Source organism: Stenotrophomonas sp. Y6, assembly GCF_022436665.1.
Classification (GTDB): domain Bacteria; phylum Pseudomonadota; class Gammaproteobacteria; order Xanthomonadales; family Xanthomonadaceae; genus Stenotrophomonas; species Stenotrophomonas acidaminiphila_A.
Genome location: NZ_JAKUKB010000006.1, coordinates 241,869 through 266,533, shown reverse-complemented (window position 1 = coordinate 266,533; position 24,665 = coordinate 241,869). Strand labels below are relative to the sequence as shown.

The following is a 24,665-nucleotide window of genomic DNA, read 5'->3' as shown; positions in this document are numbered from 1 at the left end:
GTGGGGGTGGCGGGGGTTGACCCGGGGGGGGCCGGGCCGGGGCGCCCCCCCCCCCCCCGGCCCCCCCCCCGGGGGGGGGCCCGGGGACGTTGCGCTGGGGGGTGCGCTGCAAGCCGTGCCCGCCGGTGGGAAAATCGGCCCTGGCATCGTGTCTGGAACCGGAATGAGCGACTGTTGCGGCTGTGGCCGGACCCTGGAGGTCGGGCGCATGCAGGCACGCCAGCGGCGTGTGCTGGTGTGGGTGCTGGTGATCAACCTGCTGACCTTCGTGATGATGATGGCCGCGGCCTGGCACAGCGGTTCGGCGTCGCTGCTGTCCGGCAGCCTGGACAACCTGGGCGACGCGCTGACCTACGCGTTGAGCCTGGCGGTGGTGGGTGCCGGCCTCGCCGCCAAGGCGAGGGTCGCCCTGCTCAAGGCGACCTTCATCCTGGGCGCGGCCATCGCGGTGGCCGTGGGCATCGGCTGGAAGCTGGGCCATCCGCACCTGCCGTTGTTCGAGAGCATGGGCATCGCCGCGCTGCTGAACCTGGCCGCCAACCTGCTGTGCCTGCGCCTGTTGTGGCCCTATCGCCAGGGCGACATCAACCTGGCATCGGCCTGGGCATGCTCGTTGAATGACGCCTACGAAGGCGGCGCGGTGATCCTGGCCGCGCTGGCGGTGTGGGCGTTCGGTGCCGGCTGGCCGGACCTGCTGATCGCGGTGGCCTTGCTGCTGCTGTTCCTGCGCTCGGCCTGGAAGGTGGCGCGCACGGCCTGGCGTGAGCTGCGTGGCGCGCGGGCGCGCGCGTCCTGATTTGATCCGCACCTGCCGGGTTGGCTAGAGTCCGGCGGTATCTCCAGGGAGCGGACCCATGCGATCGCGCCAGCTTGTCGTGCCCTTGCTGTTGTCGCTGTGCGGCCCGGCCGCCGCGCAGGACAGCGGCATCTACATCGAGTTCCTGTGGTCCAGGACCCCGGCTGACGCGCTTGCCCGCCAGCAGACCCGGCAGTTCGTCATGACCGGCGATCACGCGCACCAGATCTGTGTGGCCGGCACTGCCGCGAGCGGCGATGCCGGCGGCCTGCAACTGGAGTTGCGCGATGCCGACGGCAAGCGGGTGTCCCTGCAGCGTCATGACGACTACCGCGGCAGCAAGCGCTGCTACCGGGCCGACCTGGGCAGCGGTGGCCGGCCGGGAGACTGGACCGCGCATGCGGTCCTCGGCGACGGTGGCAGCAACACCGCGACGATCCGTGTCGATCCACGGCTGGAGGACTCGCCCTTGTTCCAGCAGCGCGACGTTCCCTATGTCGCCGGCCGCCCGAACTACGATGCCTCGATCGCCCCGGAACAATGGGGGGGGCGGCTGGTCTGGGCGATGGACGTCGATCCGCAGGGCAAGGTCACCCATGTGGAGGTCGAAGTGGCCGAAGGCGTGGGCGAACGCCTGCGCGGCCGTGCCATCGCCGCCGGCTACCTGAGCCTGTTTCCGCCGGACCCGGGCCGGGCCACCACGCCGCTGCGCTGGCGCCGGAGCCTGGATTTCGCGCCCCGGTAGGGCCGGCCGCGGCCGGCGGTTTGCACTCGGGGCCTTGGCCCGGCATAATTGCCGGCTCGCTGTGTCCGGAAACCTCCGGATCGGTGGCCGGGAACGTGTCATCCGCCCACCCTCGTCAGCGTAACCCTTTGATTCCCATGACACGTGGCGGGCAACCGCCGGGGCCGCCCTCTTCCTGGCCAAGGAAGAGACAACCGACATTACCGAGGTGCGCAATGTCCCGAGTTTGCCAAGTTTCCGGCAAGAAGGTGCAGACGGGTAACAACGTCTCGCATGCCAACAACAAGACCCGTCGTCGTTTCCAGCCGAACCTGCACGAGCGTCGTTTCTGGGTCGCCAGCGAGAACCGCTGGGTCAAGCTTCGTGTTTCCGCGCATGCACTGCGCACCATCGACAAGAACGGCATCGATTCCGTTCTGGCTGAGCTGCGTGCGCGCGGCGAAAAGGTCTGAGGAGTAAACCATCATGGCAGGCAAGCGCGACAAGGTCCGTATGATTTCCTCGGCCGGTACCGGCCACTTCTACACCACGGACAAGAACAAGAAGAACACCCCCGGGAAGATGGAATTCCTGAAGTATGACCCGGTGGTCCGTAAGCACGTGATGTACAAGGAAGGCAAGATCAAGTAATCCGCACGGCAAGTAATCCGCACGGATTGCCTGGATCGCCGTTCCACACCGGACCCGCCGCAAGGCGGGTTCGTTGTTTCCGGGGCATGCGCGGCGCCATCAGCATGCTCCATCAGCACATGCGGCGGCGGCATCATGCCGCGCCGGGCGCATCGCCTACAATCGGCGCATGACCGTTCCCGACCCGATGCAGACCTGCGACATCGCCATCATCGGCGGTGGCGCCGCCGGCGTGCTCACCGCGATCGGCGTGCTGCGTGGCGCGCGCGGCGAGCTGCGCGTGGTGCTTGTCGAACCGCAGCTCCCGCTCGGCCGCGGCGTGGCCTACGCCACCCGTCGTCCCGAACACCTGCTCAACGTGCCGGCCGGCAAGATGAGCGGCTTCCCGGACCGGCCCGACGATTTCCTCGATTACCTGGTCGCGCACGAGGCCCTGCCGGGCACCGGCCGCGACGCGCTGGCGCAGGCCTTCGTCGCCCGCCACCACTACGCCTCCTATCTGCGGCAGCGCCTGCAGGAGGCGGTGGACGCCAGCCCGGCGCGGCTGGACGTGCGCGCCGCGCGGGTCCACGCCCTGCAGCGCCACGCCGACGGGCTGCTGCTGCAGCTGGACGCGGGCCCGCCGTTGCGGGCCGCCGCGGTGGCGCTGTGCAGCGGCAACGCGCTGCGGCCGCTGCCGGCGCGCGGCGCCGGCGCGGTGCCGCCGGGCAAGCGCATCGAGGCCTGGGACTACGACGCGGTGCAGGATGTCGCCGCCAGCGCCGACGTGGCCATCGTCGGCTCCGGGCTGAGCATGGCCGATTGCGTGGCCTCGCTCGCGGCGTCCGGGCACCGCGGGCAGGTGCACGTGCTCTCGCGCCACGCGCTGCTGCCGCTGCCGCACGCCAGCGGCGCGGCCGCCGACTACGATCCCGAGCCGTTGCTGGCGATGGGCCTGCGCCAGCGCATGCGCGCGCTGCGCCGGCATGCCGCCGACGCGGCGCGCCGCGGCATCCCCTGGCAGAGCGTGATGGAACGCATCCGCCCGCTGGGGCAGGCGCTGTGGCAGTCGCTGTCCTTCGATGACCAGCGCCGTTTCCTGCGCCACGTGGTGCGCTACTGGGACGTGCACCGGCACCGCATCGCCGCGCCGGTGCATGCGCAGCTGCTGGAGCTGCGCCGGCAGGGGCGCCTGCACCTGCACCGCGGGCGCCTGGAAACCGCCATCGCCGAAGGCGCCTGCGTGCGCCTGGGCGCGCTCGACCCGCGGCGGCAGCCGTTCCAGATCGACGCGCACTGCGTGGTCAACGCCACCGGCGTGGAGATGCGCGCGCAGGCCATGCGCAATCCGCTGCTGCAGCAGCTGCTGGGCAGCGGCATCGCGCGCCCGGGGCCGCACGGCATCGGCCTGGACAGCGCGGACGATGGCAGCCTGCTCGACGCCGATGGCGTGGCCGAGCCGCGCATACAGGTGGTCGGCAGCCTGCGTATCGGCCGGTTGTGGGAGAGCCTGGCCATCCCGGAACTGCGCGGCCAGGCCGCGCAGGCGGCCGCGAGGCTGTTGCCGCCGCAGGCATGAACGCGGCGGTGGACCCCGCCGGGCCGGGCATTCCTCGCCCCGGCCCGGCCACGCAGGGTGCCGGCGCCTGCGGTTTCTCGGCTTTTGGCCACGCTACGCCCTAAAATGCTGGGATGGATGTTTCCCACCTGCTCGACGGGCTGAACCCGGCCCAGCGCGAGGCCGTTTCCGCTGCTCCCGGCCACTACCTGATCCTCGCTGGCGCCGGCTCCGGCAAGACCCGCGTGCTTACCCACCGCATCGCCTGGCTCAATGAAGTGCACGGCGTGCCGACCCACGGCATCTTCGCGGTGACCTTCACCAACAAGGCCGCCGGCGAGATGCGCCACCGCATCGACCTGCAGCTGCGCAACGGCGCGCGCGGCATGTGGATCGGCACCTTCCACGGCCTGGCGCACCGCCTGCTGCGCCTGCACTGGGCCGACGCCAGGCTGCCCGAAGCGTTCCAGGTGATGGATTCGGACGACCAGTTGCGGCTGGTCAAGCGCGTGGTGCAGGCGCTGGAGATCGACGACGGCAAGCACCCGCCCAAGCAGATTGCCTGGTGGATCAACGAGCAGAAGGACGAGGGCCGCCGGCCGCAGCACATCCAGCCCGAGCCGCACGATGCGTGGCTGGAAACCATGCGCCAGGCCTACACCGAATACCAGGCGCGCTGCGACCGCGCCGGCCTGGTCGACTTCGCCGAACTGCTGCTGCGCGCGCACGAACTGCTGCGCGACAACCCGGCGCTGCTGGCGCACTACCGCGCGCGCTTCGGCGAGATCCTGGTCGACGAATTCCAGGACACCAATGCCATCCAGTACGCCTTCGTGCGGGTGCTGGCCGGTGATTCGGGCCACGTGTTCGTGGTCGGCGACGACGACCAGGCGATCTACGGCTGGCGCGGCGCCAAGGTCGAGAACGTGCAGCGCTTCCTCAAGGATTTCCCGGGCGCGCAGACCATCCGCCTGGAGCAGAACTACCGCTCCAGCGCCAACATCCTCAATGCCGCCAACGCGGTCATCGCCCACAACCCGGACCGCATCGGCAAGCAGCTGTGGACCGACAGCGGCGACGGCGAGCCGATCGACCTGTACGCCGCCTACAACGAGATGGACGAGGCGCGCTACCTGGTGGAGCGCGCGCGGCAATGGGTGCGTGACGGCGGCAGCTACGGCGACATCGCCGTGCTCTACCGCAGCAACGCGCAGTCGCGTGCCTTCGAAGAGGCGCTGCTGTCCGAGCAGGTGCCGTACCGCGTGTACGGCGGCATGCGCTTCTTCGAGCGCGCCGAGGTCAAGGACGCGCTGGCCTACCTGCGGCTGCTGACCAACCGCAACGACGACGCCGCGTTCGAGCGCGCGGTGAACACGCCGGCGCGTGGCATCGGCGAGCGTACCCTGGACGAGGTGCGGCGCATCGCGCGCGCGCAGTCGCTGTCGCTGTGGGAGGCGGCGATGCTCGCCACCCAGGGCAACGACCTCGCGGCGCGCGCGAAGAACGCGCTTGCCGGCTTCCTCAACCTGGTCCAGCAGATCGGCGCCGAAACCGCGCAGATGACCCTGGCCGAGCGCATCGACCACGTGCTGGTGCGTTCGGCGCTGCGCGAACACTGGAGCAAGGAGAGCCGCAACACGCTCGACTCCGAATCGCGCAGCGACAACCTCGACGAACTGGTCTCGGTGGCCTCGCGCTTCGTCCAGCGCGACCAGGACGAAGAGGGCGCCGCCGACATGAGCGAGCTGGTGGCCTTCCTGTCCTACGCCTCGCTGGAGGCCGGCGAAGGCCAGGCCCAGGCCGGCGAGGACGGGGTGCAGCTGATGACCCTGCATTCGGCCAAGGGCCTGGAGTTCCCGCTGGTGTTCCTGGCCGGGCTGGAGGAAGGGCTGTTCCCGGGCGCGCGCTCGCTGGAGGAAAGCGGCCGGCTGGAGGAAGAGCGCCGGCTGGCCTACGTCGGCATCACCCGCGCCCGGCACAAGCTGGTGCTGGGCTACGCCGAGTCGCGCCGCATCCACGGCCAGGACAACTACAGCCTGCCGTCGCGGTTCCTGCGCGAGATCCCGCGCGAGCTGTTGCACGAAGTACGGCCCAGGGTGCAGGTCTCGCGCCCGGCCTCGCTCGGCAGCAGCCGGGTGGCCGGCCATGCCGCGCTGGAGGCCCCGGCGATCCGCCTGGGCGCCAGCGTCAGCCACCCCAAGTTCGGCGAGGGCGTGGTCACCGACTACGAGGGCAGCGGCGCGCATGCGCGGGTGCAGGTGGAGTTCGCCGAGGCCGGCAGCAAGTGGCTGGTGATGGCCTACGCCAACCTGAACGTGCTCTAGGCCGCGGCCCGGCCCGGGCGGGGCGGTTTGATCAGGCTCAATGCACGCCGGTGGCATCGGGTGTGTAATGCTCGCCTGCCACCCTTGCCGAGGAATACCGCCATGTACAAGCGCATCCTGATCGCGACCGATGGTTCCGAGCTGGCCATGAAGGGCCTGCAGAAGGGCCTGGAACTGGCGGCGCAGCTCGGCGCCAAGGTCGACATCGTCACCGTGTCCGAGCCGTGGGCGGTGGGCATGTACGACGCCATGGGCTGGAGCGCCGGCTACGAAGCCAGCCCGGAGTACAAGCAGGACCGCGAGGCCGCGGCGCAGAAGATCCTGCAGCCGTCGCTGGACGCCGCGCGCGCCGCCGGCGTGGCCGAGGTGACCGGCCACCACGTACTCGACCGCTATGCCGCCGACGGCATCATCGAGACCGCCGATGCCTGCGGCAGCGACCTGCTGGTGATGACCTCGCATGGCCGCCGCGGCATGACCCGGGTGCTGCTCGGCAGCCAGACCGCCGAAGTGCTGGCGCGCAGCAGGGTACCGGTGCTGGTGATCCGCTGAGGCAGGCCCTGCGCCTGCCCGGCCCGGGACGTCCCCCGCGGCGTCCCGGTGGCGGCCTGCGGCCGTCGCTTTCCCTTTTTCAGCGTACCCCCTTCATCGCCATCGTTGCCGAAGGGGGCTTTTCTTTGATGGCCGGGGTGATGAGCGCGGGGTCGCCGCCGGGCGGCGCCCAGGCTGTGGCGGGGCTGGCTGGCCGCCGTCGCGGCAGCCACCCCGGCATCACCAGCTGTACAGCTTCCAGTAGACCGGCGACACGCCGTCCTTGTCGTTGTCCATGCGGCCGTCGCCATTGCGGTCGTAGAGGTAGAACGGTGCCCCCCGCGCGGGGGTGACCTTGACCATGCGCAGCTGGCTGCCGACGCGGTACTCCTCGATGGTGTCGCCGTTGTCGAGGCTGCGGCGGGTGACATCGGCGCCGGTCACGTCCACCGGCGGCGCATCGGCGTCCCGACCCATGCTGGCGCAACCGGCCAGGGCGAGCAGGGGGATCAGCAGCAGGTGTTTCATGACGGCGGCTCCTCGCATCGGTGTCCGGGTGATTATGCCTGCCTGCGGCGGGCGCGCGCGTCGTCGTGGGCCGGCCGCGTAGAATCGCCGGATGAGCAGATTAGTCCTGATCGACGGGTCCAGTTACCTGTACCGCGCGTTCCACGCGTTGCCGCCGCTGTCCAATGCCGCCGGCGAACCCACCGGCGCGCTGTTCGGCGTGGTCAACATGCTGCGGGCCACGCTGAAGGAAAAGCCCGACTACGTGGCCTTCGTGGTCGACGCCCCCGGCAAGACCTTCCGCGACGACCTGTACGCCGAGTACAAGGCCAACCGCCCGCCGATGCCCGACGACCTGCGCGCGCAGGTGCAGCCGATGTGCGACATCGTGCACGCGCTGGGCATCGACATCCTGCGCGTGCCCGGGGTGGAGGCCGACGACGTGATCGGCACCCTGGCCCTGGCCGGCGCCGCCGACGGCCTGGAGGTGACCATCTCCACCGGCGACAAGGACTTCGCCCAGCTGGTGCGCCCGGGGGTGATCCTGGTCAACACCATGACCGGCAGCCGTACCGATTCCGATGCCGCGGTGATGGACAAGTTCGGCGTGCGCGCCGACCAGATCGTCGATTACCTGGCGCTGATGGGCGATGCCGTGGACAACGTGCCCGGCGTGGACAAGTGCGGGCCCAAGACCGCCGCCAAATGGCTGGCCGAGTACAACGACCTGGACGGCGTGATGGCCGCCGCGGCCACCATGAAGGGCAAGATCGGCGAGAACCTGCGCGCCGCGCTGCCGCGGCTGCCGCTCAACCGCGAGCTGGTCACCATCCGCACCGACGTGGCGCTGGAACAGGGCCCGCGCGACCTGCGCCTGCGCGAGCAGCATGTGGACAGCCTGCGCGAGCTGTATGGCCGCTACGGCTTCACCCAGGCGCTGCGCGAGCTGGGCGGCGTCGCCGCGCCGGCCGCCGCCGACGAGGCCAGGGTCAGCCTGCGCGGTACCGCCGCCGGCTTCGCCCGGTCCGCCGAGGCGGCGCCCGCCGTCGCCGCGGACCCGGCGCTGGCCGGCAAGGGCGAGTACGAAACCGTGTTCACCGACGAACAGCTGCGGGCCTGGGTCGAACGCCTGCAGGCCGCCGCCGAATTCGCCTTCGATACCGAAACCGATGCGCTGGATGCCATGCGCGCGCGGCTGGTCGGCGTGAGCCTGGCGGTCGAGCCGGGCACGGGCGCCTACATCCCGGTCGGCCACGACTACCCGGGCGCGCCGGCGCAGCTGCCGCTGGCGCGCGTGCTCGACGCACTGCGGCCGCTGCTCGAGGACCCGGCCAGGCGCAAGCTCGGCCAGCACGGCAAGTACGACATCCACGTGCTGCGCCGCCACGGCGTGGAGGTGCGCGGCTACGCCGACGACACCATGCTGGAGAGCTTCGTGCTCAACTCCACCGCCACCCGCCACGACATGGATTCGCTGGCGCATCGCTACCTGGGCTACACCACCACCAAGTTCGAGGACGTGGCCGGCAAGGGCGCCAGGCAGATCCCGTTCTCGCAGGTCGGCATCGAAGAGGCTGGCCAGTACGCCGCCGAGGATGCCGACATCACCCTGCGCCTGCACCGCGTGCTGGCGCCGCAGCTGGCCGCCGAGCCGGCGCTGGAAAAGGTCTACCGCGAGATCGAGATGCCGCTGGTGCCGGTGCTGGCGCGCATCGAGGCCAACGGCGTGTGCATCGATGCCGCCGAGCTGCGGCGGCAGAGCGCGGACCTGTCGGCGCGCATGCTGGCCGCGCAGCAGAAGGCCACCGAACTGGCCGGGCGCAGCTTCAACCTCGATTCGCCCAAGCAGCTGCAGGCGGTGCTGTTCGACGAGCTGGGCCTGCCGGCGCTGGTGAAGACGCCCAAGGGCCAGCCCAGCACCAACGAGGAGGCGCTGGAAGCCATCGCCGAGCAGCACGAGCTGCCGCGGGTGATCCTGGAGTACCGCGGCCTGGCCAAGCTGCGCAGCACCTACACCGACAAGCTGCCGGAGATGGTCAACCCCGACACCGGCCGCGTGCACACCAGCTACCACCAGTCCGGCGCGGCCACCGGGCGGTTGTCCTCGTCCGATCCCAACCTGCAGAACATCCCGATCCGCACCGACGACGGCCGCCGCATCCGCAGGGCGTTCGTCGCGCCGCCGGGGCGCCGGCTGATGGCCTGCGACTACTCGCAGATCGAGCTGCGCATCATGGCCCACCTGTCCGAAGACCCGGGCCTGATCCGCGCCTTCGAGCAGGGCGTGGACGTGCACCGCGCCACCGCCGCCGAAGTGTTCGGGCGCGCGCTGGAGGATGTCACCGCGAACGAGCGCCGCGCCGCCAAGGCGATCAACTTCGGCCTGATGTACGGCATGAGCGCGTTCGGCCTGGCCAAGAACCTGGGCATCGACCGCGGCCAGGCACAGGATTACGTGGCGCTGTACTTCAGCCGTTACCCGGCGGTGCGTGATTTCATGGAGCGCATGCGCGTGCAGGCGCGCGAGCAGGGCTACGTGGAGACCCTGTTCGGCCGCCGCCTGTACCTGAACGACATCCACGCGCGCAACCAGGGCCTGCGCGCCGGCGCCGAGCGCGCGGCGATCAATGCGCCGATGCAGGGTACCGCCGCGGACATCATCAAGCGCGCGATGGTCAGCGTGGATGGCTGGCTCGCCGCGCACCGCGAACGCGCGCAGATGATCCTGCAGGTGCACGACGAACTGGTGTTCGAGGCCGATGCGGACTTCATCGACACGCTGCGCGCGGAGGTGGAATCGCGCATGGCCGCCGCGGCGCAGCTGCGGGTGCCGCTGGTGGTCGATACCGGTGTGGGCGACAACTGGGACCAGGCCCACTAGGCGTGCGGGCGGCGCCACGGCTCACGCCTGTCGCGCCGCCGCGCGGGGCCGCTGCCGGGCGCTGGCCACACGCCGCGCTGGCGTCGCGGCTTCACCTGTATTCGTGTTGCCAATGGCATCCAGTGGATTTGGTGATGCCTGCCGCTGCAATTGCGGAATGCAGCACGGATTGTCGATGGATCGACGTGCGAAATGCCACTTCTGAAACGTTGCGTCACGCACGTAATGGGTAATGGCGCACACCTTGTTTTGCGGATGAATCCCTCCTTAATCGTCCGGAAATAAATAGCCGCTCTTCACGAACCATCAATGTGCGCGATGGTCATATAGCCCGTGACAGGTGCAACGCCTGTCGCGGATCTCTCCCATCCCCTGGAGCAGATCTCGGAGCGGGGATTCCTCCCCAAATCGCCGCTCCTCGAGCCCCGTCGACCCCCCCCTGGTCGGCGGGGCTTTTTTTTGTGCCGGCCGCGCCCCGCGCAGCCATGTCCAGCGTGCACCGGTGCGGTGGTCTGGGCATCATGGCCGCACAGACAGAAAGGGGGGTGGGCCGATGTCGGACATGTTCGCGCTGGCGATGCCGTGGTGGGAGTTCATCCTGCGCGCGGTGGTGGTCTACGTCGTGGTGCTGGGAATGGTGCGGCTGACCGGCAAGCGCGCGCTGGGGCAGATCACGCCGTTCGACGTGCTGTTGATCGTGCTGCTGGGCAACGCCGTGCAGAACGCGCTGCTCGGCCAGGACACCTCGCTTGCCGGTGGCCTGTTGCTGGCCGCGACGCTGATCACCATCAACTACGCGGTGGGCTGGCTCACCACCCGCAGCCGCCGGGTTGAGCGGCTGGTGGAAGGCGAACCGGTATTGATCGCGCGCGATGGCCGCCTGCTGGATTCGGTGCTGCGCCGCGAACTGATCACCCACGCCGACTTCGACGCGGCGATGCGCCAGCAGGGATGCCGTGGCGTCGATGAGGTCGAGCTGGCGCTGCTGGAAACCAATGGCCACATCACCATCGTGCCGCGCCGCCGCGACTGACCCGGCCATGGCCGCGTGCGCCGGTCGGTGCCGGCGCGGGGCCGCGGCCGTTACAGCCAGTCGCGCGGGACCAGGTAGCCGGCCAGCCGCGCCTCGTCGCTGCCGGCTTCGGGCTGGTAGCCGTACTCCCAGCGCACGCGCGGTGGCAGGCTCATCAGGATGCTCTCGCTGCGGCCGCCGCTCTGCAGGCCGAACAGCGTGCCGCGGTCGTAGACCAGGTTGAATTCCACGTAGCGGCCGCGGCGGTACAGCTGGAACTCGCGTTCGCGCTCGCCATACGCGGTGTCCCTGCGGCGCGCCACGATCGGCAGGTAGGCATCGAGGAAGCCGTCGCCCACGGCGCGCATATAGGCGAAATCGCGCTCGAAATCGCCCTGCAGGTCGTCGAAGAACAGGCCGCCGACGCCACGGGTCTCGTTGCGGTGCTTGAGGAAGAAGTACTCGTCGCACCAGCGCTTGTGCGCGTGGTAGCGCTCGGCGCCGAACGGCGCGCACAGATCATGCGCCACCTGGTGCCAGTGGCGCACGTCCTCGTCGAACGGATAGAACGGGGTCAGGTCGAAGCCGCCGCCGAACCAGGCCGCGACCGCCTTGCCGTCGCGCTCGGCCTGGAAGTAGCGCACGTTGGCGTGGGTGGTGGGCAGGTAGGGATTGAGCGGATGGAACACCAGCGACACGCCGCAGGCGCGCCACGACGCGCCGGCCAGTTCCGGGCGGTGCGCCGAGGCCGACGGCGGCAGGCGCGTGCCGGACACGTCGGAGAAGCCGATGCCGGCCTGCTCGAACACCGCGCCATCGCGCAGGACCCGGGTGCGGCCACCGCCGCCCAGCAGCGGCGCGGAGCCGCCGGCGTCGGCGCGCTGCCAGCGGTCTTCGACGAAACGGGCCCGGCCGTCGGCGGATTCGATGGCCTGGCAGATGCGGTCCTGCAGGCCGGTGAGGTAGTCGCGTACGCGTTCGAAATCGTCCATGCGCGTACTGTAGCGCAGGCGTTCAGCGGAACAGCGCGCGGACCTCGTCGCGGCACAGTTTGACCACCAGCCAGGCGTGCAGGCCGGCGAACGCCAGCGCCGTGGCGCCGGCGCTGAGCAGCGCGGTCCAGCGGCTGGCCTGCATCTGCGCCATCGCATGGCGGCCGTCGGCCGAGTCGTGGAAGCCCGGTGGCAGCACCGCCTGCATCGCCGTGAACAGGCCGTCGACCAGCGGCAGCATGGCGAAGTTGGCCAGGGCCACCACGACCAGGAACACGATGAAGCCGATCCGTCCCCATTCGTGGTGGCGCAGCAGCGCCCACGACACCGCGAGCAGGGCCACGGACAACAGCAGCATCAGCACGCTGAGCGACAGCGCGTGCTGTGCGGCCCAGTGCAGCGCCGCCGGCACCGGCAGGCCCTGCCGCTCGAGCCAGCCCAACGGGTCGAGCCGGCCGAGCAGGGCCACCAGCAGCAGCTGCAGCAGGCTCCAGCCGATGGACAGTACCGCCATCGCCAGCGACAGCCGGGCGGTGACGTCGACGAAGCCGGCGGCGGTCTGCGACGCGCGGCGGAGCGGCGGGGGAGTGGATGGGATCACGCGGAGGCGCTGTCGGTTGCGGTGGCGGGCACTATCGCCGGCTTCAGCCGGCTTGCCCAGCCCCCAGCCAGCGCCGCGCCGCCGGCAGTACATGGCGTTCGCTCAGCGGCGCCAGCACCACGCCATGCGGCGGATGCAGCGGAATCCAGGCCAGCTCGGCGATCTCGGCGCGCGCGCGCGGCGTGCCGTCCACCTGCACCAGGAACGATTCGCCCTGCACGCGCCGCCCGGGTTCGTTGACCGCGTCGTCCTCGAAGGTGCCCAGCGCGTGCGCGCCGCCGGCGCGCAGCGCCACGCCCAGTTCCTCGCGCAGTTCGCGCGCCAGCGTGTGCAGCGCCTGTTCGCCGGCCTCGCGCTTGCCGCCGGGCTGGATGAAGGCGCGCGAACCCCGCTTGCGCACCACCAGCACGCGGCCGGCGCGGTCCAGGATCACCGCGGTAACGATGCGGATGGGGGAGGTCATCGGCTGGAATCCGCCGCGCGGCGTGGCCTGCCCGCGGCGGTACCCGGTGTCGTGGACGCCGTCGCCCAGGCCACGAGGCGGCGGCGCGCCGGTGCCACCGGAAAGGCGGCGCACCGCGCAGGGGCGGCGCCGGGCCGCCCCTGCCGGGTGCTCACTTCAGCGTTTCCTCGAACAACTTGAGGATGCGCTTGTACTGGTCCAGCCAGGAATCGGCGCGGGTGTAGCCGTGGCGTTCCAGCGGGTACGGCGCGATCGACCAGTTGTCCTTGTGCAGCTCGATCAGGCGCTGGGTCATGTTGACCGAGTCCTGGAAGAACACGTTGTCGTCCATCATGCCGTGGGCGATCAGCAGGTGGTCCTGCAGGCCTTCGGCGTACTCGATCGGCGAGGACACGCGGTAGGCCTCCGGATCGATGTCCGGGGTGTTGAGGATGTTGCTGGTGTAGCCGTGGTTGTACTGGTGCCAGTCGCCGACCGGGCGCAGTGCGGCGCCGGCCTTGAACGTGCCCGGCGCGCGGTACAGCGCCATGAAGGTCATGAAGCCGCCATAGGAGCCGCCGTAGATGCCGGCGCGGTCGCGGTCGCCCTGCTGGGTCTCCACCAGCCAGTCCAGGCCGTCCAGGTAGTCCTCCAGCTCGGGGTGGCCCATGTTGCGGTAGATCGCGGTGCGCCAGTCGCGGCCGTAGCCCTCGCTGCCGCGGTAGTCCATGTCCAGCACGATGTAGCCCTTCTGCACCAGCAGGTTGTGGAACATCTGTTCGCGGAAGTAGGCGGGGTAGCGCTGGTGCACGTTCTGCAGGTAGCCGGCGCCGTGCACGAACATCACCACCGGGTACTTCCTGCCCGGCTCCTTCTGCGCGGGGCCATAGTACTTGGCCCAGACCACGCCGGCGCCGTGCTTCGACGGCACCGCCACCAGCTGCGGCTGGATCCACTGCCGCGCCTTGAACTCGGCGCTGCGGGTGTCGGTGAGCACGCGCGCGCTGCCGCCCGCGGCCGGCACCACCGCCAGCTGGGGCGGCAGGTAGGCGCCGGAGTAGCGCACCAGCAGCTGCTGGCCGTCGGGCGAGAGCGAGAAGTCCTCCACGCCGTTGAGATCGGTCAGTTCGCGCACCTGGCCGCTGGCGACGTCGACGCCGCACACCTCGTAGTCGTGCGGTGCCTGCGGGTTGCACAGCACGTAGAAGCCCTTGCCGTCGGCCGAGGGCACCGGCGCCGAGGACTCCCATTTGCCGCTGGTGAGCGCGCGCGGCCTGTCGCTGCCGGCCTGGGTATACAGGTGCGAGAAGCCAGACTCCTCGGACAGCAGCCACAGCGTGCGGCCGTCGGCCATCCAGCCGAAATCGTTGAAGCCCCAGTTGATCCAGCCCGGGTCGGTGAGCCGGTGGCGGTTCTGCAGGCGGCCGTCGTCGCCGACGCTGACGATCCAGCGGTCCTTGTTGTCGTTGGCGCGCAGCATCACCGCCGCCTGCCTGCCGTCGGCGCTCCAGCGGATGCCGCCGCCCATGAAGTCGCCCATCACCTGCACGCTGCGGTTGCCCTTGAGCGGCTCCTTGCCGGCGGCCTTGCGCAGCGCGGCCAGCGGGTCGCTGCCGATGCCGGGCAGCGCGTCCAGTGCCAGCGGCCGTACCTGGCCGGTGCGGGCGTCGGCCAGCCACAGCGCGTGTGGGGCGAAGCCGTTGCGGCCGACCCGGGTGCGGGTGTCCTCGGTCTCCTCGTAGCCGGATTCGGTGACGTACAGCGGCATCTTGCCGCCGCGGCCGTCTTCGAAGTTCTTCGGCTTGGTCACCACGATCAGGTGGGTGGCATCGGGCGACAGCGCGCTGTCCACGATCTCCACGTCCGCGCCCAGGTAAAGCGGGCCCGGGGCGCGGGTCGGATCGGCCTGGCGCCAGCGCTCGCCCTGCTCGCGCAGCGCTTCGCGCTGGGCGCGGTCGCGGCGCAGGGTCTCCAGCGTGCGCATCTGCTGGTCGCGCAGCACGTCGGCCTTGGGCGCATCGGCGGGGTTCTTCTCGGCCTTGAGCTGGGCGACCACGGCGATGGCGCCGCTGCCCGCGTTCCAGTGGTACCAGGTGTTGCCGACGCTCCAGATCACGCCGCCGTCGGTGGCGAAATCCACGCCCGCGGCGCGCTCGTTGCCACGCGTGAGCTGGGTCAGCGCGCCGCTGCGCAGGTCGCGCACGAACACGTCGCCGTTGCGCACGAAGGCCATGCGCTGGCGCTGGCGGTCATACACGCGGGTGGCCGCGTCCAGCGTGCCGCGCTGGTCGTCGGCAACCTGCTGCGCCGCGCCGCCGTCGACCGCCTGGCGGAAGGTGTCGCGTACCGGGCTGCCCTTGCGCTTGAGCGTGTACTCGACCTGCTGGCCGTTCCACGACCACCAGGCCGATTCCACCGGCGGCCCGATCCAGTCCGGGTCGGCCATCGCCTGCTCGATGGTGATCGGCGTGGGCGCGGCGTGGACACCGCCGGCGGCGGCCAGCAGCAACAGGGACAGGGGCAGGAATCTGGACATCGCGGGCACCGGTGGAGAAAACCGGCAAAGCCTAGCAGCCCGCCCCGCCGCAGGGCTGGGCCACAGGTCATGGACGGGCGCGCAGACCGCGCCCGGGCCCTGCGCGCCCGCGCTCCGCCGCGCCCGCGTTTGTGCGGCTTCCGCCAGCGGCTATGCTGGGCGCCGGCCGCGACCTCCGTTGCGCGGCGGTTTTTCCCGAAGGTCGTCCCGCGTGCCCGCTGCCCATCCGATTTCCCGCTGCCTGCATCCCCTCGCCACCGGCGCCCGCGCGCGACCACTGGCGATGGCCGCCGCGACGATCGACCTGGATACGTTCCTCGCGCATGTGCGCGGGGTGGCGGCACTGCTGCCGCCGGGGCGCCACGCGGTCAACCTGTGCGAGGACCGCTACCGTTTCCTGGTCGGTTTCTGCGCCATCGCCCTGCGTGGCCAGGTCAACCTGCTGCCGCCCTCGCGCGCGCCGGCGGTGGTGGACGACGTGCAGCGGCGCCACGAGCAGGCCTGGTGCCTGGGCGACACCGCTCCGGATCCGCTGCCGGCGGGCTGGTTCGCGTTGCCGGAGGTGCTGCCACGGCTGCCGGGCGAGGTTCCGTTGCTGGATGCGGCGCAGCTGGTCGCCATCGGCTTCACCTCGGGCAGCACCGGCGCGCCGGCGGCCAACCCCAAGACCTGGGGCGCGTTCGTCACCAGCACCGCGCAGAACCTGCAGGCGCTGGGCGACCTGTGGGGCGAGCGCATGCCGTCGGTGGTCGCCACGGTGCCGCCGCAGCACATGTACGGCATGGAAATGTCGGTGCTGCTGCCGCTGCTGGCGCCGGCGATGCTGCATGCCGGCCGCCCGTTCTTCCCGCAGGACGTGGCGCAGGCGCTGGCCGAAGTGCCCGCGCCGCGGCTGCTGGTCACCACGCCGGTGCACCTGAAGGCACTGGTCGAATCGGGCGTGGCGCTGCCGCCGCTGGCCGGCATCGTCACCGCCACCGCGCCGCTGCCGCAGCCGCTGGCCGCCGCGGCCGAAGCGCGTTTCGCCACGGAAGTGCGCGAGGTGTTCGGGTCCACCGAGACCTGCATCTTCGCCCGCCGCCGCACCGCCCGTGAACAGGCCTGGACGCTGCTGCCGGGCGTGCGCCTGGAGCCGCGCGACGACGGCACCCGGGTGCATGCACCGCACCTGGCCGAGCCGGTGCTGCTGGCCGATCTGGTCGAGCCGCTGCCGCACGACCGCTTCCTGCTGCGCGGCCGTCGCGCGGACCTGCTGGAGATCGCCGGCAAGCGCGCGTCGCTGGGCGACCTGACGCGGCGCCTGCAGGCGGTGCCCGGGGTGCGCGACGCGGTGATGGTGCAGCTGGACCCGGAGCCGGGCCAGGCGGTGGGGCGCATTGCGGCGCTGGTGGTGGCACCGGAGCGTGAGGAGGCGGACATCCTGCGCGAACTGCGCGCGGGCATGGACCCGGTGTTCCTGCCGCGGCCGTTGCGCCGGGTGGCGTGCCTGCCGCGCAACGAGACGGGGAAGTTGCCCAGAGATGCGGTGCTGGCGTTGCTGCGCGGCGGGGAATAGTTCTGCGGTTGCCGTTGCCGTGATTTTGCCGTTGCTCCCCGCATTTGACTTCCGGGTTCCCTTCCGCAGCGACGGAGCCGGCGGGAAAAACCCGGAGGGCGACGCACATGGATGTGCGTCGTTTTTCTACGCGACATGGATGTCGCGTAGAAAAATCCCGCCGGCGGAGTGGACCCGCGGCACGCAGTGCCGTGGGCGCGTAGGCAGGGCGTGCTTTCTCTTGGTTACTTCTCTTTGCACGAGCAAAGAGAAGTAACTCGCTCCTGCGAAGCAGGGGCGAACGCTCTGCTTTCAAGCTTCCGCTTAATGGTTGGCTCCGGCTCTGCCTATCGCTTTGACACAGACCTCCAAGGGATGCACAGCAAGGGCAGGAGCAGGATCAAAGGCTTTCGCTCCCCTTCGGGGCGCGAGCTACTTTTCTTTGCTCGTGCAAAGAAAAGGTAGCCAAAAGAAACACGCCCCTGCCTACGCGCCCGCCGCGCTACGCGCGCCGGGTCCACTCCGCCGGCGGGATTTTTCTACGCGACATCCCTGTCGCGTAGAAAAACGACGCGCGTCCATGCGCGTCGCCCTCTGGGTTATTCCCGCCGGCTCCGTCGCTTCGGAAGGGGACCCGGCAGTCAAAAGCGGGGAGCAACGGCAACGGCTACCGCAGCCGCGGTCAGGCGCCGTGTACCCCGTCGATCTCCACCCGCAGGTCGCGCCGGCACACTTCGGCGTGCAGCACGATGTACGCCACCTCCGGCGGCAGATGCCGCGCCAGCGCCTGCCGTATCGCCGGGATCTCCGCCGCGTCGCGCACGTACACCTTCAGCCGGCTGCCCGCGCCGAAATGCGCCGGCAGGGACGGCAGGCGCGCGCGCGCGGTGCCCACCAGCGCGTCGAGATTGGCGAACGTCTCCTCCAGCTGCCGCAGCGTGTCCTCGCCGTGCAGGGTGGCGTGGCCGACCACGCTGGCGGTGCCCGACAGCAGCAGCGGCACGCTGCTGCCCGGCGCGGCCAGCATGCCGCGGGCGAAGCTGGGCGACTGCGGGCCGTACTGCCGCGGGTAGCGCCAGGCGCTGACCTGGCGCGGGTTCTCCAGCGGCGTGCCCGGCACGCGCGCGGCCAGCCAGTAGACCTGCAGCACGCGCACGCCGTCGAGGCGGCCGATGGCGGTGGCCGCCGGCAGGGTGCCGGGGTCGATGGTGCCGATGCCGCGTGCGCGGCCCACGCAGAACTGGCGGTAGCGCTCGTCGTCGCCCTCGCCCTCGGTGATCGCGTCCAGGTAGTTCCAGATCCGCAGCAGGTGCGGATAGCCCTGCCGGGGCAATGACGACAGCAGCCGGGCATAGGCGTGCGCGCCGGCTTCCAGGATGCCGCCGTGGCGGACTTCGTCGATCTGCAGCGCGCCGAACATCAGCGCGCCGTCGCTGGCCCAGGCCAGGCCGTCGGCCTCGCGGCCGCTGTGCACCGTGCCGGCGCTGCGCCAGACCTCCAGCCGTGGTTCGCCTTCCGGTTGCAGGCCGACCTGCAGGTAGCGCGGGTCGTCGCTGGCCGGGGCGCCGTCGCCGGCCTGGAAGCCGAACACCGCCAGCACCCGGGGGTCGGCCAGCAGCGCGGGCAGCCGCGCCGGGTCGGCGTAGTCCACCTCCAGCCCGGCCGCGGGCGCGAAGCCGGATACCGCGTTCATCGCGCGCTCCGGCGACCAGGGCGGCCGGCAGCGCGGGCGGGCGGGGGAGCGGAAGCGGGGCAGGGGAGCAGGGACGTCATCGTGCGGGCGGATCGGTGCTGCAGAAACCGCCATGATACCGCGCGCGCGGTGAGGGCCATGGTTGCGCCGCGGGCGGTGATACCGGATCGTTGCGCATCAATCTCTTCATGGAAGTGGCAATGTCGCAACAAACCGAGGCCGAGCGCGAGCTGGCCGAACTGCTGGTCGAGAGCCTGAACCTGGAAGACGTGGACTCTGCGTCGATCGACCCGGAGGCGGCGCTGTTCAACGACGGACTGGGCCTGGATTCGATCGACGCGCTGGAGCTGGCGCTGGCCATCGGCAAGCGCTACGGCTTCCAGCTGCGTTCGGACAACGACGACAACCGCCGCATCTTCGCCTCGCTGCGCGCGCTGTCCGCGCACGTGCAGGCGCACCGCACCACCTGAACGCCATGAACCACGCCGGCCATGCGCCCGGCCCCGGGGCGGCCGCCCACCTGCTGCGGATCGCGTTGCTGCTGTCCTACCCGGTGCTGTCGCACGTGGCCAGCCTGCGCAGCGAGGGCGGCTGGGCGGCGCTGGCGCTGTTCGGGCTGGTGCTGCTGTGCCTGCTCGACGCACTCGGACGTCGCCGGCCGCTGGCATGGGCCGCGCTGCTTGCATCGGCGCTGCTGCTGGCCTGGTTGGGGCGCTCGCCGTGGGCGTGGATGCTGCTGCTGGCGCCACCGGTGGTGTTCCCGCTGCTGGTGGCCTGGGGCTTCGCGCGTTCGCTGCGGGCCGGCCGGGTGCCGTTGATCACCCGCATCGTGCAGGCGCTGCACGCGCGCGCCGGGGTGCCGGTGGAGCCACGGCTGCAACGCTATGCGCGGCGCCTGACCGCGGCCTGGGCGCTGCTGCTGGCGCTGCTGGCGGCGATCAACCTGGCGCTGGCGATGAGCGCGGTGCCCGACGGCCTGCTGGCCGCGTTCGGCCACCAGCCGCGCTGGCCGTTGAGCCACGCGCAATGGTCGTGGTGGGCGAACGTCGCCGATTGGGGCCTGATCGGCGGCTTCTTCGTCGCCGAGTACGCGCTGCGCTGCCGGTTGTTCCCGCACCGGCCGTACCGCAGCGCCGGCCAGTTCGTGCGCCAGATGGGGCAGCTGGGCCCGGCGTTCTGGCGCGACCTGCTGCGCTGAACCGGCGGGGCCGCGGGTATCCTGTGGCCCCCGCCGCCGCACGCCCCGCCATGCAGTTCAGCATCCATCCCGACCATCCCTGCCTGCCCGGCCATTTCCCGGGGCGGCCGCTGGTGCCGGGCGTGGTGGTGCTGGAACAGGTCCTGCGCGCGGCCGAGGCCGCGGCCGGGGAACCGCTGGGCGCGCTGCGCCTGCCGCAGGTGAAGTTCATGGCGCCGCTGTTGCCCGGGCAGGTCGCGCGGATCGAACTGGACGGCGCAGCGCCGCACTGGAAGTTCCGGGTGTGGCGTGGCGACGCGCTGCTTGCGCGCGGCGAACTGGTGGCCGGCGACGGGCCGGCGGCATGAGCGATGCCGACTGGAAGCGCCGTCCCGAGGGCGGTGGCCGCGCCGCGGTCCGCCTGATCGCGGCCATCGCCCGCCACGGCGGGCGTGGCATCGCCCGGCTCTGCCTGTACCCGATCACCGGCTACTTCCTGCTGGTACGCGCCAGCGAGCGCCGCGCCTCGCGCGCCTACCTCGGCCGCGTGCTGGGCCGCCGCGCCCGGCTGCGCGACGTGGCGCGCCATATCCACACTTTCGCCGCGACCATTCTCGACCGGGTATTCCTGCTCGGCGGGCGCATGGACCTGTTCGATATCCGCACCGAAGGCACCGGCGAGCTGCTTGCGCAACTGGACGAAGGCCGCGGCGTGCTGTTGTTCGGCTCGCACCTGGGCAGCTTCGACGCGCTGCGCGCGCTGGGCCGGCAGCGGCCGGACCTGAAACTGCGCGTGCTGCTGGACCGCGGCCACAATGCCGCCATCACCGAACTGCTGGCCGAGCTCGACCCCGGCCTGGCCGCGGGCATCATCGATGCCGGGCAGGGCGGGCCCGCGGTGGTGCTTGCGATCCAGCAGGCACTGCAGGAAGGGGCCATGGTGGCGCTGCTGGTGGACCGCGCGCGGCCGGGCGAAACCGCGCTGGCCGCGCCGCTGCTGGGCGCGCCGGCACCGTTCCCGACCGCACCGTGGCTGATCGCCAGCGTACTCAAGGCACCGGTGATGCTGGCCTTCGGCCTGTACCGCGGCGGCAACCGCTACGATCTGCTGTTCGAGCCGTTCGCCACGGCGGTCGACGTACCCCGCGCGCAGCGGGCCGAGGCGCTGTCGGCGCTGGTTCACCGTTATGCCGGCAGGCTCGAACACCACCTGCGCGGCGCCCCCTGGAACTGGTTCAACTTCTATGATTTCTGGCATTCCCAAGCCTCACTCCCCGCGCCGCTGGATGGTGGCGGTGCTCCTGGCCGCGTGCAGCAGCGCGCCGGCGCTGGCGGCCGACGTTGATGCCGGCTGGATCCTGCGCCGGCTGGCGCAACCGGTGCCCAGCCAGACCGGCTTCGTGGAACTGCGCGGTTCGGCGCTGCTGAAGGAGCCGCTGCGGGTGGAAGGCCAGTACCGCCGCCCGGACCCGGCTACGCTGGTACGCGAAGTGCGCGTGCCCTACGCCGAAACCACCACCATCGCCGACGGCAAGGTCAGCATCGCCCGCGCCGGCAAGCCGCCGCGGGTGTTTTCGCTGCAGCGGGTGCCCGAGTTGTCGGACCTGCAGGCCAGCTTCGGTGCGCTGCTGTCCGGCGACCTGGCCGCGCTGGAGCAGGCCTATCGCCTGCAGGCATCGGGTACCGCGCAGCGCTGGCAACTGGTGCTCACGCCCACGGCACCGGCGCTGGCGGCGCGGGTACGCGCGGTGACGCTGCGTGGGCGCGAGGGCGAGCTGCGCTGCATCGAAACGCAACCGGCACGGGGCGAACTGCAGCGCACCCTGCTGGGCGCCGCGGCCACGGCCGCCGACCGCGTGCGCCGGGCCGATGCGCTGGCCACGCTGTGCCATGACGGCGCGCACGACGGCGCTGCCGCGGCCGGCCTGGACGGGAGCCGGCGTTGAAGCTGACCCCGCGCCTGCGCATCGGCCTGGCGATCACCTGGATGCTGCTGCTGGGCCTGCTCACCGCCTGGCTGAGCGGGCGCATGCAGGTCAGCGGCGACCTGCGCAAGTTCATGCCCGATGCGCGCACCCCGGCGCAGAAGCTGCTGCTCGACGAACTGGGCGAAGGCCCGGGCGCGCGGCTGCTGCTGCTGGCGCTGTCCGGTGCCGCGCCGGAGCAGCTCGCCGGGCAGTCGCGGCAACTGCAGCAGGCGCTGGCGGAAGACCCGCAGTTCGAGCTGGTCGCCAATGGCGGCCAGGCCGGGCTGGAGGCCTTCCCCGAGCGGCTGCTGCCCTATCGCTACCTGATCGACGCGTTGCCCGCCGATGCGTTCAGCGCCGATCGCCTGGGCGAGGAACTGCAGGCGCGGCTGCAGGACCTGGGCTCGCCGGCGGGGGCGCTGGTCGAGCCGCTGCTGCCGTCCGATCCCACGTTGCAGGTGCTGCGCGTGGCCGAGGCGCTGCAGCCGGCCAACGCACCGCAGCGCATCGACGAGGTCTGGTTCGACCGCAGCGGCCGCCAGGCGCTGCTGCTGGTGCAGACGCGCGCGGCCGGGTTCGACCCCGGCGCGCAGCAGCAGGCGGTGGACACCATCACGGCCGCGTTCGCGGGCATCACCGGCGACAGCGGCAGCCGCCTGGAGATGAGCGGGCCGGGCGCGTTCTCGGTGAAGATCGGCAACCGCACCGCGCGCGAGGCCGGCACCATCGGCACCATCGACACGCTCGGCATGATCCTGCTGCTGTGGATCGCCTACCGCAGCTGGAAGATGCCGATTCTGGGCTTCCTGCCGCTGGCCAGCGCCGGCCTGGCCGGGCTGTCGGCGGTGGCGCTGGCTTTCGATGGCGTGCACGGCATCACCATCGCCTTCGGCTTCACCCTGATCGGCGTGGTGCAGGACTACCCGATCCATTTCTTCAGCCACCAGCGCCCGGGCCGCTCGCCATGGGACAACGTGCGCGCGCTGTGGCCGACCCTGGGCACCGGCGTGGTCGCCACCTGCATCGCCTATCTCACCTTCCTGTTCTCCGGGGTCGACGGGTTGAAGCAGTTGTCGGTGTTCACCATCACCGCGCTGGCCACCGCGGCGCTGGCCACCCGTTACCTGCTGCCGGCGCTGGTCGACCCGGCGACCCGCGATTTCGCCGATTCGGCAGCCCTGGCGCGGCTGTGGCGCCACACCCGGCGGCTGCCGCGCCCGCGCCGTTCGCTGGCGCTGCTGGCGGTGGCGGCGCTGGGGGTGCTGGTGTGGGCGCCGGGGCCATTCTGGCAGAACGACCTGGGCAAGCTGACCCCGGTGGATCCGGCCGACCTGCAGCGCGATGCGCAGCTGCGCGGCGAACTCGGCGCGCCTGACGTGCGCTACGTGATCACCGTGCGCGGCGCCGACGCGCAGGCGGCGCTGGCCGCCAGCGAAGGCTTGCGGCCGGTGCTGCAGCAGCTGGTCGCCGATGGCGCGCTGGACCGCTACGACATGGCCGCGCGCTACCTGCCCAGCGCCGCGCTGCAGCGCCAGCGCCAACAGCTGTTGCCGGACGAAGCCACGCTGCGCGGCGCACTGGCCACCGCGGTGGCCGGGACCCCGTTCCGCGACGACGCGTTCGAGCCGTTCATCGCCGATGTGCAGCGCGCCCGCAGCGCACCCGCGCTGCAGCCGCAGGACCTGCACGGCACGCCGCTGGCCAGCGCGGTCGATGGCCTGCTGCTGCAGGGCCAGGGCCACGCCACCGCGCTGGTGTCGCTGAGCGGACTGCACGACGTGGCCGCGGTCGCCACCAGCGCGCGCCTGCACGGCGCCGAACTGCTGGACCTGAAGCACGCCTCCGAATCGCTGGTGGCCGAATACCGCGGCCGCGTGCTGATGGCGCTGGCGGTGGCGGTACTGCTGTTGTCGGCCACGGTGTGGGCCGCGCTGCGCTCGCCGCGCCGCGCGCTGCGGGTGCTGCTGCCGATGCTGCTGACCACGCTGGTGGTGCTGGCGCTGCTGCGCGCCAGCGGCGTCGAGCTGAACCTGTTCCACCTGATCGGGCTGATCCTCGCCGCCGGCCTGGGCCTGGACTACGGCCTGTTCTTCGAGCACGCCGGCGACAGCCACGCCGACCAGCTGCGCACCCTGCATGGCCTGCTGGTGTGCAGCGCGATGACGCTGCTGGTGTTCAGCCTGCTCGGGCTGTCCTCGATCCCGGTGCTGCGCGCGATCGGCAGCACCGTGGCGCTGGGCGTGGTGTGCAATTTCGTGCTGGCGCTGCTGGTCTCGCGCCACCCCTGGCAGGAGGCCGCCGATGCTGCGGCGTGAGGACATCCTGCCGCTGGTGCCGCACCAGGGCGACATGTGCCTGTGGGACGAAGTGCTGGCGTGGAGCGCCAGCGACATCGTCCTGCGCGCGCACAACCACCGCAATCCGGCGCACCCGCTGCGCAGCGACGGCCGGCTGCGCGCGGTCCACCTGTGCGAGTACGGCGCGCAGGCGATGGCGGTGCACGGCGGCCTGCGCGCGCGCCAGGGCGGCGGCGCGGTGCTGCCCGGCGTGCTGGTGGCGCTGCGCGACGTGCGGCTGCATGTCGCGCGCATCGACGATCTCGATGGCGCCATCGAAGCGACCGCGCAGGTCCTGGCCGAGACCGGGGCCAGCCAGCAGTACGCGTTCCGGATCAGCCACGGCGGGCGGCTGCTGGCCGAAGGACGCGCGGCGGTGATGCTGCAACCCGGACAATGAGCGCAACGACATGCAGGAAGAAAT

General features: G+C 71.4%; 23 protein-coding genes. 17 read left to right on the top strand and 6 right to left on the bottom strand.

Going from position 1 to position 24,665, the window contains the following annotated elements; translation table 11 throughout:
- Window positions 1-163: 163 nt before the first annotated feature.
- The 7 genes from MKP15_RS09545 to MKP15_RS09515 all read left to right on the top strand — a co-directional run bounded on the left by MKP15_RS09545 (window position 164) and on the right by MKP15_RS09515 (window position 6,584).
- Window positions 164-796, top strand: a complete 633-nt coding sequence (locus MKP15_RS09545; protein WP_240212551.1) for a cation transporter — start codon at window positions 164-166, stop codon at window positions 794-796.
- Between the two features lie 58 nt (window positions 797-854).
- Window positions 855-1,541, top strand: coding sequence for a hypothetical protein (locus MKP15_RS09540; RefSeq protein ID WP_240212550.1), 687 nt, complete (start codon window positions 855-857; stop codon window positions 1,539-1,541).
- 215 nt (window positions 1,542-1,756) lie between these two features.
- A complete protein-coding gene (rpmB, locus tag MKP15_RS09535) occupies window positions 1,757-1,993 on the top strand; it encodes a 50S ribosomal protein L28 (RefSeq protein ID WP_054668347.1) in 237 nt (78 codons plus the stop codon).
- A 10-nt stretch (window positions 1,994-2,003) separates the two neighbouring features.
- Window positions 2,004-2,171 carry a 50S ribosomal protein L33 gene (gene rpmG, locus MKP15_RS09530; RefSeq protein ID WP_172675037.1) on the top strand — a complete coding sequence of 56 codons (168 nt, stop codon included), beginning with the start codon at window positions 2,004-2,006 and terminating at the stop codon, window positions 2,169-2,171.
- A gap of 169 nt (window positions 2,172-2,340) precedes the next feature.
- Complete coding sequence (locus tag MKP15_RS09525; RefSeq protein WP_240212549.1) at window positions 2,341-3,729, top strand: FAD/NAD(P)-binding protein; 1,389 nt, start codon at window positions 2,341-2,343, stop codon at window positions 3,727-3,729.
- Window positions 3,730-3,842: 113 nt separating this feature from the next.
- On the top strand, window positions 3,843-6,032 hold the full coding sequence (gene uvrD, locus MKP15_RS09520) for a DNA helicase II (RefSeq protein WP_240212548.1): 2,190 nt from the start codon (window positions 3,843-3,845) through the stop codon (window positions 6,030-6,032).
- Window positions 6,033-6,134: 102 nt separating this feature from the next.
- Window positions 6,135-6,584, top strand: a complete 450-nt coding sequence (locus MKP15_RS09515; protein ID WP_161614597.1) for a universal stress protein — start codon at window positions 6,135-6,137, stop codon at window positions 6,582-6,584.
- A 219-nt stretch (window positions 6,585-6,803) separates the two neighbouring features.
- Here MKP15_RS09515 and MKP15_RS09510 read toward each other — a convergent pair whose 3' ends face one another.
- Entirely contained in the window at window positions 6,804-7,091 is a 288-nt protein-coding gene (locus tag MKP15_RS09510; protein ID WP_161614598.1) for a DUF2782 domain-containing protein, read from the bottom strand.
- Window positions 7,092-7,182: 91 nt separating this feature from the next.
- Here MKP15_RS09510 and polA point away from each other — a divergent pair, with 91 nt between their 5' ends.
- The gene (gene polA, locus MKP15_RS09505; protein WP_104939927.1) at window positions 7,183-9,951 is read left to right on the top strand and encodes a DNA polymerase I; all 2,769 of its coding nucleotides are present in this window, start codon (window positions 7,183-7,185) and stop codon (window positions 9,949-9,951) included.
- Window positions 9,952-10,504: 553 nt separating this feature from the next.
- The gene (locus tag MKP15_RS09500; RefSeq protein ID WP_104939926.1) at window positions 10,505-10,984 is read left to right on the top strand and encodes a YetF domain-containing protein; all 480 of its coding nucleotides are present in this window, start codon (window positions 10,505-10,507) and stop codon (window positions 10,982-10,984) included.
- Between the two features lie 50 nt (window positions 10,985-11,034).
- Here MKP15_RS09500 and hemF read toward each other — a convergent pair whose 3' ends face one another.
- The 4 genes from hemF to MKP15_RS09480 form a co-directional block, all read right to left on the bottom strand.
- Window positions 11,035-11,955, bottom strand: a complete 921-nt coding sequence (gene hemF, locus MKP15_RS09495; protein ID WP_104939925.1) for an oxygen-dependent coproporphyrinogen oxidase — start codon at window positions 11,953-11,955, stop codon at window positions 11,035-11,037.
- Between the two features lie 22 nt (window positions 11,956-11,977).
- Window positions 11,978-12,556: a hypothetical protein gene (locus tag MKP15_RS09490; protein WP_240212547.1), complete on the bottom strand. Its 579-nt coding sequence runs from the start codon at window positions 12,554-12,556 to the stop codon at window positions 11,978-11,980.
- 43 nt (window positions 12,557-12,599) lie between these two features.
- Entirely contained in the window at window positions 12,600-13,019 is a 420-nt protein-coding gene (locus MKP15_RS09485) for an NUDIX domain-containing protein (RefSeq protein WP_240212546.1), read from the bottom strand.
- 151 nt (window positions 13,020-13,170) lie between these two features.
- Window positions 13,171-15,534, bottom strand: a complete 2,364-nt coding sequence (locus tag MKP15_RS09480) for a S9 family peptidase (protein ID WP_240212545.1) — start codon at window positions 15,532-15,534, stop codon at window positions 13,171-13,173.
- A gap of 283 nt (window positions 15,535-15,817) precedes the next feature.
- Here MKP15_RS09480 and MKP15_RS09475 point away from each other — a divergent pair, with 283 nt between their 5' ends.
- On the top strand, window positions 15,818-17,089 hold the full coding sequence (locus MKP15_RS09475; protein WP_240212544.1) for an AMP-binding protein: 1,272 nt from the start codon (window positions 15,818-15,820) through the stop codon (window positions 17,087-17,089).
- 661 nt (window positions 17,090-17,750) lie between these two features.
- Here MKP15_RS09475 and MKP15_RS09470 read toward each other — a convergent pair.
- Window positions 17,751-18,761 carry a pteridine-dependent deoxygenase gene (locus MKP15_RS09470; protein ID WP_345778727.1) on the bottom strand — a complete coding sequence of 337 codons (1,011 nt, stop codon included), beginning with the start codon at window positions 18,759-18,761 and terminating at the stop codon, window positions 17,751-17,753.
- 200 nt (window positions 18,762-18,961) lie between these two features.
- On the opposite strand from MKP15_RS09470, the gene MKP15_RS09465 reads away from it, so the two are divergent.
- Genes MKP15_RS09465 through MKP15_RS09435 form a run of 7 tightly spaced genes read left to right on the top strand, consistent with a single transcriptional unit; the run spans window position 18,962 to window position 24,641 of the window.
- Window positions 18,962-19,231, top strand: a complete 270-nt coding sequence (locus MKP15_RS09465) for a phosphopantetheine-binding protein (protein WP_240212543.1) — start codon at window positions 18,962-18,964, stop codon at window positions 19,229-19,231.
- 50 nt (window positions 19,232-19,281) lie between these two features.
- Window positions 19,282-19,959 carry a ketosynthase gene (locus tag MKP15_RS09460; protein WP_199776837.1) on the top strand — a complete coding sequence of 226 codons (678 nt, stop codon included), beginning with the start codon at window positions 19,282-19,284 and terminating at the stop codon, window positions 19,957-19,959.
- Between the two features lie 50 nt (window positions 19,960-20,009).
- Complete coding sequence (locus MKP15_RS09455; protein ID WP_104939920.1) at window positions 20,010-20,306, top strand: beta-hydroxyacyl-ACP dehydratase; 297 nt, start codon at window positions 20,010-20,012, stop codon at window positions 20,304-20,306.
- Window positions 20,303-21,283: an acyltransferase gene (locus MKP15_RS09450; protein WP_240212542.1), complete on the top strand. Its 981-nt coding sequence runs from the start codon at window positions 20,303-20,305 to the stop codon at window positions 21,281-21,283. The genes MKP15_RS09455 and MKP15_RS09450 overlap by 4 nt, the downstream gene beginning before the upstream one ends.
- A complete protein-coding gene (locus tag MKP15_RS09445) occupies window positions 21,225-21,884 on the top strand; it encodes a LolA-related protein (protein WP_275692528.1) in 660 nt (219 codons plus the stop codon). The genes MKP15_RS09450 and MKP15_RS09445 overlap by 59 nt, the downstream gene beginning before the upstream one ends.
- Window positions 21,885-21,925: 41 nt before the next feature.
- Window positions 21,926-24,220 carry an MMPL family transporter gene (locus tag MKP15_RS09440; RefSeq protein ID WP_240212561.1) on the top strand — a complete coding sequence of 765 codons (2,295 nt, stop codon included), beginning with the start codon at window positions 21,926-21,928 and terminating at the stop codon, window positions 24,218-24,220.
- Window positions 24,207-24,641 (top strand): phosphotransferase, encoded by a 435-nt coding sequence (locus MKP15_RS09435; RefSeq protein WP_240212540.1) that lies wholly within the window; start codon window positions 24,207-24,209, stop codon window positions 24,639-24,641. The genes MKP15_RS09440 and MKP15_RS09435 overlap by 14 nt, the downstream gene beginning before the upstream one ends.
- Window positions 24,642-24,665: the final 24 nt, after the last annotated feature.